A 14274-nucleotide genomic window follows, 5' to 3' on the forward strand; every position below is an offset into this window, starting at 1 on the left:
GACCTTCCGCACGCAGCCGAACGTGCGCGACAGCTCAGCCGCCTGCGCATCGGTCGGATAGAAGCGGTACTTGAACGCCCGCTTCACGTGAGTGGCCAGCTCACAAACTACCACACCGGCTTGTGATTCACTGCGGGCATCGCCCGGGAACACGCCGATCCACCCTGGCGGCGAATCGGCTTCCCCTGCCCCACTCCGCAGGAGTCCGATTCCTCCCCTGCCTGAAGACAGGTGCCCTCGGAGGTTCCCGGTGACCCCTCCCCCCGGATGGATCTTCATGGCCATGTCAATACGGCATACGAACCGCCGGCGCCCGGACCGGGCGTCGGCGGGTGGGAGCTGCGGCTGCGCTCAGCCGACCAGGTTGTCGGCCATGTCCTCGGTCAGATTGGATTCCGTGCTGGGGATGCCGAGGTCCTGGGCGCGCTTGTCGGCCATGGCGAGGAGGCGGCGGATGCGGCCGGCGACGGCATCCTTGGTCAGCGGGGGCTCGGCCAGGGAGCCGAGCTCCTCCAGCGAGGCCTGCTTGTGGTCCATACGCAGCCGGCCGGCGGCGGCCAGGTGCTCGGGCACCTCGTCGCCGAGGATCTCCAGCGCCCGCTGGACCCGCGCGCCGGCGGCAACCGCGGCCCGGGCGGAGCGGCGCAGGTTCGCGTCGTCGAAGTTGGCGAGGCGGTTCGCCGTCGCGCGGACCTCACGGCGCATGCGGCGCTCTTCCCAGGCGAGCACCGACTCGTGCGCGCCGAGCCGGGTGAGGAGCGCGCCGATCGCGTCGCCGTCCCGGACCACGACCCGGTCGACGCTACGGACCTCGCGCGCCTTGGCCGCGATCTGGAGCCGGCGGGCGGCGCCCACGAGCGCCAGGGCGGCCTCCGGCCCGGGGCAGGTGACCTCGAGGGAGGAGGACCGGCCCGGCTCCGTCAGCGAGCCGTGGGCGAGAAACGCACCGCGCCATGCCGCCTCGGCGTCGCACGTGGCACCGGAGACGACCTGCGGCGGAAGGCCCCGGATCGGGCGCCCGCGACCGTCGACGAGCCCCGTCTGGCGGGCGAGCTGATCGCCTCCGGCGACGACCCGGACCACGTAACGGCTGCCGCGCCGCAGGCCGCCGGGGGCCATGACCACCAGGTCCGAGGCGTGGCCGAAGATCTCCAGGATGTCCTTGCGGAGCCGCCGCGCCGCGATCCCGGTGTCGAGCTCCGCCTCGATCACGATGCGGCCGGACACCAGATGCAGTCCGCCCGCGAAACGCAGGATCGCCGAAACCTCCGCCTTGCGGCAGCAGGTCCGGGTGACGGGAAGCCGGGAGATCTCGTCCTTCACCGCTGCCGTCATCGCCATGGGCCGATCCTTCCATGCATACGAAAAATCCGGTCGTACGCGGCAGCCAGGAGCACCGGGTCGTGTCGCGGCCCGTCGGGGGCGGCGACCCGGGCCAGCTCCACCGTGCCGGACAACCGCTGGACGGCCTCGGCGAGGCTGTCGCGGTCGGGCACGGCGGCCTCGTCGGCCAGCACCACGTCGATGGTGAGTTTAGGGGCGTGTCGGGCCAAAACCTCCACGTGACGCTGCGGAGAAAACCCCTCGGTCTCACCGGGCTGCGGCGCGAGGTTCAGCGCGAGCACCTTGCGGGCCCTGGTCTCCGTCAGCGCGCAGACCAGGTCCGGCACCAGCAGATGCGGCATGACGGACGAGAACCAGGACCCAGGCCCCAGCACCACCCAGTCGGCATCGAGCACAGCTTGCGCGGCCTCCGGCACGGCCGGCGGATCGGCCGGTACCAGCTGGACTTCCTGCACGTCACCGGGGGTGAGGGCGACATTGGCCTGACCCCGGACCGTGGTGATCTCGTCGGGCTTCTCGGGGTTGTGGCCGCGTACGGAAGCGGTCAGCTCCAGCGGCACCGAGGACATCGGCAGCACCCGCCCGTGGGCGCCGAGCAGCCGCCCGACCCACTCCAGGGCGGCCACCGGATCGCCGAGCTGTTCCCACAGCGCGACGATCAGCAGATTGCCCACCGCATGGCCGTGGAGATCACCCTCGCTGGTGAACCGGTGCTGGATGACGCTGGCCCAGGTCTGGCCCCACTCGTCGTCCCCGCACAGCGCGGCGAGCGCCTTCCGGAGGTCGCCGGGCGGCAGGACGCCCAGCTCCTCCCGGAGCCGGCCACTGGAACCGCCATCGTCGGCTACGGTGACGACGGCGGTCAGATCCTGGGAAATGCGGCGGAGCGCGGAGAGCGAGGCGGCCAGTCCATGGCCGCCGCCCAGTGCCACCACCTTGGGTGTCGCTCCTGACCCCGAGCGACGCGCGGAACGGCGCAGGAAGCGTGCCGTCTTGATCACTCGCGCCCCATGTCGCGGTGGACGATCACGGTCTCCACGCCGTCGGCCGACAGCCGGGCGGCCAGCCGCTCGGACATGGCCACGCTGCGGTGCTTGCCGCCGGTGCAGCCGACGGCGATGGTGACGTACCGCTTGCCCTCGCGCCGGTAGCCGGCGTTGATGATGTGCAGCAACTCGGCGTAGCGGTCGAGGAACTCCTTGGCGCCGGGCTGGTTGAAGACGTACGTCGCGACCTCGTCGTTGAGGCCGGTGAACGGACGCAGCTCGGGCACCCAGTGCGGGTTGGGCAGGAAGCGGCAGTCCGCGACCAGGTCGGCGTCGACCGGCAGGCCGTACTTGAAGCCGAAGGACATGACCGTGGCGCGCAGCTCGGGCTCCTCCTCGCCGGCGAACTGGGCGTCCATCTTGGCGCGCAGCTCGTGGACGTTGAGGGCGGAGGTGTCGATGACCAGGTCGGCGTCGCCGCGCAGCTCGCTGAGCAGCTCGCGCTCCTTGGCGATGCCGTCGACGATCCGGCCGTCGCCCTGGAGGGGGTGCGGGCGGCGTACGGACTCGAAGCGGCGCACCAGGGTGTCGTCGGAGGCCTCCAGGAAGAGCACGCGGCGCTTGACGCCCTTGGCGTCGAGGTCGGCGAGCGATTCGCGGAGGTTGTCGAAGAAGCGGCGGCCGCGGACGTCCACGACGACCGCGATGCGGGCGACATTGCCCTGGGAGCGGGCGCCGAGGTCGACCATGGTGGGGATAAGGGCGGGCGGCAGATTGTCCACCACGAACCAGCCGAGGTCCTCCAGGCATTTGGCCGCGTGGCTGCGGCCGGCGCCGGACATACCCGAAATGATCACGAGCTCGGGGATGGCTTCCGCCGCCTCGCCCGCTCCACCGGTTGTCACCTGTTCTCCGCCTCCGTCGTTCTCGTTCATGTGCCCTTCCCCCGTTCCGGCGGGGCGGCCGCCGTTCCGGCCGTCCCCTCTTCTTCAATGATCTCTCCTGTGGCGGTATTCACCGCAGGGCCGGCGGGCGCCGCTCCGGCCAGCGCCGCGAGCACCGTCTCCGCCGTACGCCGCCCGACGCCCGGCACCTCGCAGAGCTGGTCGACGGTCGCCGCACGCAGCCGCTTGAGCGAGCCGAAGTGCTTGAGCAGAGCCTGTTTGCGGGTCTCCCCCAGGCCGGGTACCGAGTCCAGGGCGCCGGCCTTCATCGACTTGGAGCGTTTGCTGCGCTGGTAGGCGATGGCGAAGCGGTGCGCCTCGTCGCGTACGCGCTGGAGCAGGTAGAGGCCTTCACTGGTGCGCGGCAGGATGACGGGATCGTCGTCGCCGGGCAGCCAGACCTCCTCCAGGCGCTTGGCGAGGCCGCAGACCGCGACGTCCTCGATGCCCAGCTCGTCCAGGGCCCGCTTTGCGGCGGCGACCTGCGGCTGCCCGCCATCGACCACGACGAGCTGCGGCGGGTAGGCGAACTTGCGGGGCTTGCCGGTGTCGGGGTCGATGGGACCGCTGACGGGCTCGTGGGCAGGGGTGTCGCCGGGGGTGTCGCCGTCGACCCACTCCCCCGTCTTCTGCATCTCCTGCAGATAACGGCGGAAGCGCCGGGAGACGACCTCGTGCATGGACCGGACGTCGTCCTGACCTGCGAAGCCCTTGATCTGGAAGCGCCGGTACTCGCTCTTGCGGGCGAGCCCGTCCTCGAAGACCACCATCGACGCGACCACGTCATCGCCCTGGAGATGGGAGATGTCGAAGCACTCGATGCGCAGCGGCGCCGTGTCCAGGTCCAGGGCCTCGGCGATCTCCTCCAGGGCGCGGGAACGGGTGGTGAGGTCGGAGGCACGCTTGGTCTTGTGCAGCGCGAGCGCCTGCTGTGCGTTGCGCTGCACGGTGGCCATCAGGTCCTTCTTGTCGCCGCGCTGCGGTATCCGCAGGCTGACCTGCGATCCCCGCCGGTCGCTGAGCCATTCCTGCACCGGCTCGTACGGCTCGGGCAGGGCCGGGACCAGCACCTCGCGCGGCACGGCGTCGCCCTTCTCCTCGCCGTACAGCTGCTGGAGGGCGTGCTCGACCAGTCCGGCGGTGCCGACCTCCTCCACCTTGTCGGTGACCCAGCCGCGCTGGCCGCGCACCCGGCCGCCGCGGACGTGGAAGATCTGGACGGCGGCTTCGAGTTCGTCCTCGGCGACGGCGATCAGGTCGGCGTCGGTGGCGTCGGCGAGTACCACGGCCTGCTTTTCCATCGCGCGCTTGAGCGCCTCGATGTCGTCGCGGAGCCGGGCCGCCTTCTCGTACTCCATCTCGGCGGCTGCGTTCTTCATCTGCTGTTCCAGGCGGCGCAGATACGTGCCGGTGCGGCCGGCCATGAAGTCGCAGAACTCGTCTGCCAGTTCGCGGTGCTCCTCGGGGGTGACCCGGCCGACGCAGGGCGCGGAGCACTTGCCGATGTAGCCGAGCAGGCAGGGCCGGCCGATCTGCTCGGAGCGCTTGAACACCCCGGCGGAGCAGGTGCGTACGGGGAAGACGCGCAGCAGCAGGTCGACGGTCTCGCGGATCGCCCAGGCGTGAGCGTACGGACCGAAGTAGCGCACACCCTTGCGCTTGGGGCCGCGCATCACCTGGACGCGCGGGAACTCGTCGCCCAGGGTGACCGCGAGCGACGGATAGCTCTTGTCGTCGCGGTACTTGACGTTGAAGCGCGGGTCGAACTCCTTGATCCAGGAGTACTCCAGCTGCAGCGCCTCGACCTCGGTGCCGACCACCGTCCACTCGACGGAGGAGGCCGTGGTGACCATGGTGCGGGTGCGCTGATGGAGGTTCGCGAGGTCCTGGAAGTACGAGGAAAGTCGGGAGCGCAGGCTCTTCGCCTTCCCGACGTAGATCACCCGGCCGTACTCGTCCCGGAACCTGTAGACGCCGGGACTGTCCGGAATCTGACCCGGCTTGGGGCGGTAGCTGGATGGATCGGCCATGCTCCCACCCTACTGACTTGGGATGACAATCCTGTGCCGTCCGCAGGGCTATCCGACGACCAGCTTGCCGTCCTTGACGGTGACCTGGGCGGCGGGCAGCGCGGTGGTGGCGGGACCGTTCTCGACGGCGCCGGTCTCGGCGTTGAACTTGCTGCCGTGGCAGGGGCAGGAGACGGTCGTGCCGCTGACCGCGTCGCAGACGCAGCCCTGGTGGGTGCAGACGGCGCTGAAGGCCTTGAAGGTGCCCTTGGTGGGCTGCGAGACGACGACCTTGGCGTCCTTGTAGAGCTTGGCGCCGCCGACGGGGACGTCGGAGGTCGCACCGAGCTCGGTGGAGGTGGTGGTGGCACCAGCGCTGCTGCTGCCGGTGCTGGACGCGGCGTCCGAGCTGCCGCCGCAGGCGGTCAGGCCTATGCCTGCGACGCCGGCCAGGGCGGCTCCGCGCAGGACGGTGCGGCGGCAGGGGGGAAGTTCGGTCATGAGGTGCTCCAGAACTCGGCACGTAGGGGGTGTTTCAAGATCCGAAGATCTTGAAACCTGAACCTTACGTGCCGATCCTATGAGTCCGTTCCGAGTCGGCTCTCAACCCTTGGATGCCGCCGCCGCCCGCTTGCGCGGGGCCGGCTTCTTGCGCGCGGCGGGAAGCGGCGGGGCGTCCGAGACGCGGTCCGCGCCCAGGATGTCCCGCAGGAACTTGCCGGTGTGGCTGGCGCCCACCCCCGCGACCTGCTCGGGAGTGCCCTCGGCGACCACGAGGCCACCGCCGCTGCCGCCTTCGGGGCCCATGTCGACGACCCAGTCGGCGGTCTTGATGACGTCGAGGTTGTGCTCGATGACGATCACCGTGTTGCCCTTGTCGACCAGCCCGGACAGCACCTTGATCAGCTTGCTGATGTCCTCGAAGTGCAGACCGGTGGTCGGCTCGTCCAGGACGTAGACCGTGCGCCCGGTGGATCGCTTCTGCAGCTCGGACGCCAGCTTCACGCGCTGCGCCTCACCGCCCGACAGCGTCGGCGCCGACTGGCCCAGCCGGACGTATCCCAGCCCGACCTCGTTCAGCGTCCGCAGGTGGCGGGCGATGGTCGGGACGGCCTCGAAGAAGTCCAGGGCCTCCTCGATCGGCATGTCCAGGACCTCGGCGATGGACTTGCCCTTGTAGTGGACCTCGAGGGTCTCCCGGTTGTAGCGGGCGCCGTGGCAGACCTCGCACGGCACATACACATCCGGCAGGAAGTTCATCTCGATCTTGATCGTGCCGTCGCCCGAGCAGTTCTCGCAGCGGCCGCCCTTGACGTTGAAGGAGAAGCGCCCCGGCAGATAGCCGCGGACCTTCGCCTCCATGGTCTCCGCGAAGAGCCTGCGTACGTGGTCGAAGACGCCGGTGTACGTCGCCGGGTTGGAGCGCGGCGTACGGCCGATGGGCGACTGGTCGACGTGGACGACCTTGTCGACCAGGTCGTCGCCGTCGACCCGGGTGTGGCGGCCGGGGACGCTGCGTGCGCCGTTCAGCTCGCGGGCCAGGTGGGTGTAGAGGATGTCGTTGACCAGCGTGGACTTGCCGGAGCCGGAGACACCGGTGACGGCGGTGAAGACGCCCAGCGGGAAGGACACGTCGATGTCCTGCAGATTGTGCTCGCGGGCGCCGTGCACCGTCAGCTGGCGCTCGCGATCGATGGGCCGCCGGATGTCCGGGGTCGGGATCTGGCGCTTGCCGGACAGATACTGACCGGTCAGCGACTCCTTGTTGCGCAGCAGATCCTTCAGGGAGCCGCTGTGCACGACCTTGCCACCATGCTCGCCGGCACCGGGGCCGATGTCGACGACCCAGTCGGCGACCTTGATGGTGTCCTCGTCGTGCTCGACGACGATCAGCGTGTTGCCGAGGTCGCGGAGCCGGACGAGGGTCTCGATGAGCCGGTGGTTGTCCCGCTGGTGCAGGCCGATCGACGGCTCGTCGAGGACGTAGAGCACGCCCACCAGCCCGGAGCCGATCTGCGTGGCCAGCCGGATGCGCTGCGCCTCGCCGCCGGAGAGGGTGCCGGAGGCACGGTTGAGCGAGAGGTAGTCCAGGCCGACGTCGACCAGAAACTTCAGCCGCTCGTTGACCTCTTTGAGGACCCTCTCGGCGATGGTCTTCTCGCGGGCGCTGAGCTTCATGCCACGCAGGAACTCCGCGCAGTCGCTGATCGACATCGCCGCGACATCGGCGATCGACTTCTCCTGCACGGTGACCGCGAGCACGATCGGCTTGAGCCGGGTGCCCTGACACGCCGGGCACGGCACCTCGCGCATGTAGCCCTCGAAGCGCTCACGGCTGGCGTCGGACTCCGACTCCGAGTGCCGCCGCTTGACGAAGGGCACCGCGCCCTCGAAGGAGGTGGTGTACGAGCGCTCGCGTCCGTACCGGTTCTTGTAGCGCACCTGGATCTGGGTGCGGTGGCCCTGGAGCAGGGCCTTCTTGGCGCGCTGCGGCAGCCCGGCCCAGGGGATGTCGGTGCGGAAGCCCAGCTCGTCGGCGAGGGCGCCGACGAGGCGCTGGAAGTAGTCCCGGGTGTGGCCCAGCGACCAGGGGGCGATGGCACCCTCGTCGAGGGACTTGTCCTCGTCGGGGATGATCAGCTCCGGGTCGACCTCCATGCGGGTGCCGATGCCGGTGCACTCCGGGCAGGCGCCGAAGGGCGAGTTGAAGGAGAAGGAGCGCGGCTCCAGCTCCTCGAAGGACAGATCGTCGTACGGGCAGTAGAGGTGCTCGGAGAACATCCGCTCGCGCTGCGGGTCGTCCTCGGGCAGGTCGACGAAGTCCAGGATGACCATGCCGCCGGACAGACCCAGCGCGGTCTCGACGGAGTCGGTGAGACGCCGCTTGGCGCTCTCCTTGACCGTGAGGCGGTCGATGACCACCTCGATGGTGTGCTTCTCCTGCTTCTTCAGCTTGGGCGGGTCGGTCAGCTGGACCGTGGCCCCGTCCACCCGGGCCCGGCTGTAGCCCTTGGTCTGCAGGTCGGCGAAGAGGTCGACGAACTCGCCCTTGCGCTCACGCACCAACGGGGACAGCACCTGGAAGCGGCTGCCCTCCTCCAGCTCCAGCACCCGGTCCACGATCGCCTGCGGCGACTGCCGGGTGATCGGGCGGCCGCACTCGGGGCAGTGCGGCTTGCCGATACGGGCGAAGAGCAGCCGGAGGTAGTCGTAGACCTCGGTGATGGTGCCCACGGTCGAGCGCGGGTTGCGCGAGGTCGACTTCTGGTCGATCGAGACGGCCGGCGACAGACCCTCGATGAAGTCGACGTCGGGCTTGTCCATCTGGCCGAGGAACTGCCGGGCGTACGAGGAGAGCGACTCCACGTAGCGGCGCTGCCCCTCGGCGAAGATCGTGTCGAACGCGAGGGACGACTTGCCCGACCCGGACAGCCCGGTGAAGACGATGAGGGAGTCCCGTGGGAGGTCGAGCGAGACATTCTTCAGGTTGTGCTCGCGAGCGCCACGGACGGTGAGTCGATCGGCCACGCCAGTGCGCACCTTTCATAGGACAGGACAGGGCTGCACCCCCGGACAGCCTAACGGGGTGCCATTGCGGTTTCTTCCGGTTTCTGCTTCTGGCTGCGTCACACCCAGGCTATAGCACGTACATTCGATTTGCGGGCGGTGTCCGCCGTCTTCACCCGATCGAGTGCGGCGCGATAGCGTCGTGGACGAGGCGTCGATCACGTCCGATCTGGGAGGCCCCCGTGTCTGTCCAACGACCCGACCCCGAACGCGATGCGGCCGCCGTACAAGAGGCCACAGCACGGCTGATCGACGCGGTCTCGGCGCTGACCCCCACCGCCGTCGCCGAGCCCTCACTGCTGGCGGGCTGGACCCGCGGCCACGTCCTCGCCCACCTAGCCCGCAACGCGGACTCGCTGGTGAATCTGCTCACCTGGGCCCGCACCGGCGAGGAGACCCCGCAGTTCGCCACCGAGGAAGCGCGGGACAAGGAGATCGAGGACAGCGCGGCCCGCCCTCTGTCCGAGCACCTCGACGAGCTACGGATCTCCGCCGACCGGTTCGCGTACGCGGTCGAGGAGACCCTGCCGCAGGCCTGGGGCGTCCAGGTCGCGATGCACTCCGGAAGGGTCATCGCCGCCGCCGAGGTCCCCTACCGCCGGCTGATCGAGGTCCACCTGCACCACGTGGACCTGGGCATCGGCTACACCTGCGCCGACCTCCCCGAGGACTTCGCGGTCCGCGAGCTGGCCAACGTCATCGACGACCTCTCCGGCCACGAGGGAATCGCCGCCGTACGCCTCCACAACACCGACAGCGGCGAGAAGTGGACCATCGGCGCCGCCAACGAGCCCGACCTCACCGTCAGCGGCCCCCGCACCGCCCTGCTCGCCTGGGTCACCGGCCGCGGCAAGAACGAAGGACTCACCGCCCAGCCCGAACTGCCCCTGCCGGCTCTGCCGCCACTAGGCTGACCGCCATGGCATACACGGGAGAGGTCGAGGTGGGCGGCACGCCCGACGTGCACGAACTCAAGGACCTCATCATCACCAAGGCCGCGGTCGGCCCCATGAACAACAACGCGTACGTGCTGCGCTGCCGGCAGACCGACGAGCAGCTGCTCATCGACGCGGCGAACGAGCCGGAGACCCTGCTCGAGGTGATCGGCCCCGACGGCCTCGCCTCCGTCGTCACCACCCACCAGCACGGCGACCACTGGCGGGCCCTCCAGGCCGTGGTCGACGCCACCGGCGCCCGAACGTACGCCGGCCGCTACGACGCCGACGGCATCCCCGTCCCCACCGACGTGCTCGTGGACGACGGCGACATCATCCGCGTCGGCCGCGTCGAACTCACCGCCCGCCACATCGTCGGCCACACCCCGGGCTCCATCGTCCTGGTCTACGACGACCCGCACGGCCACCCGCACGTCTTCACCGGCGACTGCCTCTTCCCGGGCGGCGTGGGCAACACGCAGGGCGACGCGGAGCGCTTCGCCTCGCTCTTCCGCGACGTCAAGGCCAAGCTCTTCGACGTGCTCCCCGACGAGACCTGGGTCTACCCCGGGCACGGCAACGACACGACGCTCGGCGCGGAGCGCCCGCACCTGCAGGAGTGGCTGGAGCGCGGCTGGTAGAGCCCGGCCGGTCCTACGCCTCGTGCTCGTAGAACCAGTAGAAGCTGGCGGCGGTCACGGACGCGCCCAAGGCGAGGCCGACCAGTGACGCCCTGAGCAGGGAGTAGCCGCTGAGGCTGAGCAGGTAGCCCATGGCGCAGCCGAAGACGGCCCCGTGGAGCGCCGCACGGAGTTCGCGGGCGACGGCGGGGCCGACGCGGCCGACGACGTAGCAGACGATGGCGAGGGCTACGGTGCCCACCACCGCGATGAGCGCGGTCCTGGTGGTGGAGCCGCCGTTGCTGTTGGAGATCCAGGCCGCGTAGCCGCCGAAGACCACGCCGAGCTCGATGGGCGCCCCCCAGGACGAGCGGGTGGTCCGGCGGCGCCTGGTGGGTGCGGTGGCCTGGGTGGGTGCGGTCTGTGTGCTCATGACCGGGCTCCTCTCGCTGGGCCGTGCCCTCCCCTCAGGTCACACCTGCGGGGGCGTCCTGGCAACCGGTGGAGCGATCACGCATCCACGAGTGCCTTCTTCTTCGACGCCCGCAGGCTGGTCACCGTCGTGACGGCCAGGACCAGCACGATGAAGCCCAGCGAGAAGGGGATGCCGATCTCCGGGACGTGGACACCGGACTCGTGCAGGGCATGGAGCACCAGCTTCACGCCGATGAAGCCGAGGATGACCGACAGCCCGTAGGAGAGGTGGACCAGCTTCTTCAGCAGCCCGCCGATGAGGAAGTACAGCTGGCGCAGGCCCATCAGCGCGAAGGCGTTGGCGGTGAAGACGATGTACGGGTCCTGGGTGAGGCCGAAGATCGCGGGGATGGAGTCCAGGGCGAACAGGACGTCGGTCGTGCCGATGGCGAGCATCACGACCAGCATCGGGGTCATGACCCGCTTGCCGTTCTCCCGGATGAGGAGCTTGGTCCCGTGGTAGCGGTCGGCGACCCCGAGGCGGCGCTCGGCGGCCTTGAGGAGCTTGTTCTCCTCATACTCCTCGTCCTCCTCGTCGGCCCGGGCTTCCTTGATCAGCTTCCAGGCGGTGTAGATCAGGAAGGCGCCGAAGATGTAGAAGACCCAGGCGAAGCTGGAGATGATCGCGGCGCCGGCGGCGATGAAGACCGCGCGCAGCACGAGCGCTATGAGTACGCCGACGAGCAGGACCCGCTGCTGGTACTGGGACGGGACGGCGAACTTGCCCATGATCAGGACGAAGACGAAGAGGTTGTCGACGCTCAGCGACTTCTCGGTGATGAAACCGGCGAAGAACTCACCGGCCGGCTGCCCGCCGCCGTACAGCAGCAGGCTGAGGCCGAAGAGGCCGGCCAGGGCGATCCAGACGACCGTCCAGATGCCCGCTTCCTTGACGGAGACGTCGTGCGGCTTGCGTCCGATGAGGAAGTCGACGGCGATGAGGACACACAGACCGGCGATGGTCACGGCCCAGAGAGTCAAGGAGACGTCCACGCATTCCTCCGGCGTTCTCTACGAGTACAGAACGGTACAGGAAGCGCCAAGAAACGGCAAAGTAAAGGTCAAGTCCGCAGGTCGGCGGGCTGGTGGGCTGGCGGGCTGGCGGTCGTCAACTGCCATAGGCCTGCCGGGCGGTCGCGAGCTGCCGCAGCACCAGCGGCAGCACCTGGCTGCCGGCCGGTGGGAGCAGTGGCTCGTAGGTCCAGGAGTGGCCGACCCAGGGGTCGGCGAGGTGGTCCTCGGGGAGCGGGGTGAGCCGGAGCAGAGAGCGCCAGAGCGGGTCGAGGACCGGGCCGAACTCGCGGGCGTCCTCGCGGTCGGCGACCAGGAGCAGGTGGACACCGACGGAGGGGCCCTCGTCGGCGAGGTAGCGGAGCTGGTTGACCGCGCGATCATCGAAGCCGTACGGGAAGTCACTGACGATAATCAGCTGCTCGGCCCGGTCCAGGTCGGGCGGGAGCGAGTCGGGGGCGCCGGCCCGCAGTGCCATCTGGACCAGGTCGACGCGCTCGGTCATGCGGGCGAGCAGCGCGGTCACCCCGGCGGCGCCCGTGGCGGGCGGATCGCACAGGGCGCCGGAGTCGGCGAGCGGGGCGAGGGCGGTCGCGGCCGAGCCGGAGGGGTCGATGGCCTGGAGGGCGTAGGCGCCGACCGGGTACGCGGCCAGGAGGCGGGCGGCGAGCGCCACGGCGACCTCCAGGGCGCGGGGCCGGTCCTGGGCGCTGTCGACCCACAGGCCGCGCTCCAGCGGCAGCCGTACGAGCATGGGGATGCGGAGCGTCGGGTCCTCCGGCAGGTGGAGGTCGCCCAGGCGGACCGCCATCGGCGGCTCGGCGGGCACCGCGTAGCCGTGCCAGACGGGGCTGTCCCAGTCGGCGTAGGCGGGCGGCAGGGCGGGCTCGACCACCTCGGCCTCGGCGGCGAGCTGTGCGAGGTCGCGGTCGAGGACGGCGCGGGCCTGATCGACCAGGTCGGCCTGCCGGGCCATGGCCTGGTCGCGGGCGGCGTCGGCGGCAGGTCCGACGCGGGTGCGGGGGTCGGACAGGGCGCGGTCCAGCTCCTCGTCGAGCCGGGCCTCGGCGAAGTCGGCGGCGCTGCGGTAGGCGGCGATGGTGCGGGCCAGGTCCTCGAACATGCCCCAGACCTGGTTGTAGAGCCGCTCCTCCATGGTCCAGCCGGTGGCGTCGCCGGCGACGGGCTGCGGCGGCATGTCCGCGGCGGCGGCCGGCCGGCGGCTCGGGTGCCGGTAGTCCACCGGGCCGTCCGGCTCCGGCTCTCGTGCGGGCTCAGGCTCCGGCTCCGGCTGCCTCAGGCCCAGGTCCCGCAGCAGCTCGGGCAGGCCGCCCGCGTAGCCCTGGCCGACGGCGCGGACCTTCCAGGCGCCCTGCCTGCGGTAGAGCTCGAGGGCGACCAGAGCGGACTCCTCGCCGAGCCCGGTGATGGTGAAGCTCGCCAGCTCGGTGCCCCCGTCCGCGATGGCCACGTACGGGGCGGGCAGCCCTCCGAAGCGGGCGCCCGGGGGCAGTGCCAGGACCACGCTCACGGACCCGACGGCCTCGGGCACCGCGTCCAGCTCCACGGGGAAGCGGTGCGCGGCGGCGGGCAGCGGGGAGAGCCGCAGCTCCTCCCCCGACTCCCCTGCCGTGCTGCCGGCCAGCAGGGGGCCGTCGGCCGACACCGTGATCTCCAGCCGGGTCTGCGGCAGCGGAGCGTTCTGTCCCCGGACCAGCTCGGCGGTCATGGCTGCCCCTAGAGCGACGGCAGGATGGCGGGCATCAGGTCCTGGAAGGTGCGGCCGTTGGTCGGGGTGCCGATCGCGGTCATCGACCAGCCAGCGCCCGCACGCTGCACCTTCGCCATGATCTGCGCGGTGTACGGACCGCCGCCGGTGAGGGTGTAGCGGGCCAGCTCCTGGCCGTTTGTCTCGTCGACCAGGCGGCAGAACGCGTTCTGCACCTCCGCGAAGGTCTGCCCGGTGAAGGAGTTGACCGTGAAGACGATCTGGTCGACGTGCACGGGCACCCGCGCCAGGTCGACCAGGATCGACTCGTCGTCACCGCCCTGACCGGCGCCGCCGACCAGGTTGTCGCCGGTGTGCTTGACCGAGCCGTCGTCGCTGGTCAGGTGGCGGAAGAACACCACGTCGACCGGCTGCTTGTCGGCGAAGAGCACGGCCGACGCGTCGAGGTCGACCTCCCGGGTGCGCGACCCGAACAGCCCGCGCCTCGGCGCGGCCTGCCAGCCCAGGCCCATCCGCACCGCCGTCAGCGTCCCCCCGTCGGACTTCTGCAGGCTGATCTGCTGGCCCTTGGTCATGTTGACCGTCACGCGCTGTCCCCTCTCACCCGTCTGCACTGTGCGGTTGTCCTGCCCCGCACCCTACGGGTAGACGCGAA

Annotated in this window: 13 protein-coding genes; 2 read left to right on the top strand and 11 right to left on the bottom strand. The window is 70.3% G+C overall.

Features of this window, described 5'->3' with window-relative positions; all coding sequences use genetic code 11:
• From EFK10_RS38130 to uvrA, 7 genes are all read right to left on the bottom strand, one after another.
• The coding region (locus EFK10_RS38130) for a helix-turn-helix domain-containing protein (RefSeq protein WP_164836104.1) at positions 1 to 99 on the bottom strand (99 nt) is incomplete at its 3' end.
• A 252-nt stretch (positions 100 to 351) separates the two neighbouring features.
• Positions 352 to 1341 (bottom strand): DNA-binding protein WhiA, encoded by a 990-nt coding sequence (gene whiA / locus EFK10_RS38135; protein ID WP_127360239.1) that lies wholly within the window; start codon positions 1339 to 1341, stop codon positions 352 to 354.
• Positions 1332 to 2324 (bottom strand): gluconeogenesis factor YvcK family protein, encoded by a 993-nt coding sequence (locus tag EFK10_RS38140; protein ID WP_127360266.1) that lies wholly within the window; start codon positions 2322 to 2324, stop codon positions 1332 to 1334. Before EFK10_RS38140 ends, whiA begins: the two co-directional genes overlap by 10 nt.
• Positions 2325 to 2341: 17 nt before the next feature.
• Positions 2342 to 3265, bottom strand: coding sequence for an RNase adapter RapZ (rapZ, locus tag EFK10_RS38145; protein ID WP_127360240.1), 924 nt, complete (start codon positions 3263 to 3265; stop codon positions 2342 to 2344).
• The gene (gene uvrC / locus EFK10_RS38150) at positions 3262 to 5304 is read right to left on the bottom strand and encodes an excinuclease ABC subunit UvrC (protein ID WP_127360241.1); all 2043 of its coding nucleotides are present in this window, start codon (positions 5302 to 5304) and stop codon (positions 3262 to 3264) included. The genes rapZ and uvrC overlap by 4 nt, the downstream gene beginning before the upstream one ends.
• 48 nt (positions 5305 to 5352) lie before the next feature.
• The gene (locus EFK10_RS38155) at positions 5353 to 5784 is read right to left on the bottom strand and encodes a Rieske (2Fe-2S) protein (protein WP_127360242.1); all 432 of its coding nucleotides are present in this window, start codon (positions 5782 to 5784) and stop codon (positions 5353 to 5355) included.
• 102 nt (positions 5785 to 5886) lie between these two features.
• Entirely contained in the window at positions 5887 to 8811 is a 2925-nt protein-coding gene (gene uvrA, locus EFK10_RS38160) for an excinuclease ABC subunit UvrA (protein ID WP_127360243.1), read from the bottom strand.
• Positions 8812 to 9032: 221 nt separating this feature from the next.
• On the opposite strand from uvrA, the gene EFK10_RS38165 reads away from it, so the two are divergent.
• Together EFK10_RS38165 and EFK10_RS38170 are read left to right on the top strand one after the other, a co-directional pair.
• Positions 9033 to 9764 (top strand): maleylpyruvate isomerase family mycothiol-dependent enzyme, encoded by a 732-nt coding sequence (locus EFK10_RS38165; RefSeq protein WP_127360244.1) that lies wholly within the window; start codon positions 9033 to 9035, stop codon positions 9762 to 9764.
• A gap of 5 nt (positions 9765 to 9769) precedes the next feature.
• Positions 9770 to 10426: an MBL fold metallo-hydrolase gene (locus EFK10_RS38170; RefSeq protein WP_127360245.1), complete on the top strand. Its 657-nt coding sequence runs from the start codon at positions 9770 to 9772 to the stop codon at positions 10424 to 10426.
• Positions 10427 to 10439: 13 nt separating this feature from the next.
• Here the strand turns inward: EFK10_RS38170 and EFK10_RS38175 are convergent, their stop codons facing one another.
• From EFK10_RS38175 to EFK10_RS38190, 4 genes are all read right to left on the bottom strand, one after another.
• Positions 10440 to 10838, bottom strand: coding sequence for a hypothetical protein (locus EFK10_RS38175; RefSeq protein WP_127360246.1), 399 nt, complete (start codon positions 10836 to 10838; stop codon positions 10440 to 10442).
• A gap of 77 nt (positions 10839 to 10915) precedes the next feature.
• On the bottom strand, positions 10916 to 11872 hold the full coding sequence (locus tag EFK10_RS38180) for a TerC family protein (RefSeq protein ID WP_127360247.1): 957 nt from the start codon (positions 11870 to 11872) through the stop codon (positions 10916 to 10918).
• Between the two features lie 115 nt (positions 11873 to 11987).
• Entirely contained in the window at positions 11988 to 13619 is a 1632-nt protein-coding gene (locus EFK10_RS38185; RefSeq protein ID WP_127360248.1) for a TerD family protein, read from the bottom strand.
• Positions 13620 to 13627: 8 nt separating this feature from the next.
• Positions 13628 to 14206: a TerD family protein gene (locus EFK10_RS38190; RefSeq protein WP_127360249.1), complete on the bottom strand. Its 579-nt coding sequence runs from the start codon at positions 14204 to 14206 to the stop codon at positions 13628 to 13630.
• Positions 14207 to 14274: the final 68 nt, after the last annotated feature.

Origin of the sequence: Streptomyces soli, from assembly GCF_003999195.1 — a bacterium.
In the GTDB taxonomy this organism is placed as follows: domain Bacteria; phylum Actinomycetota; class Actinomycetes; order Streptomycetales; family Streptomycetaceae; genus Actinacidiphila; species Actinacidiphila soli.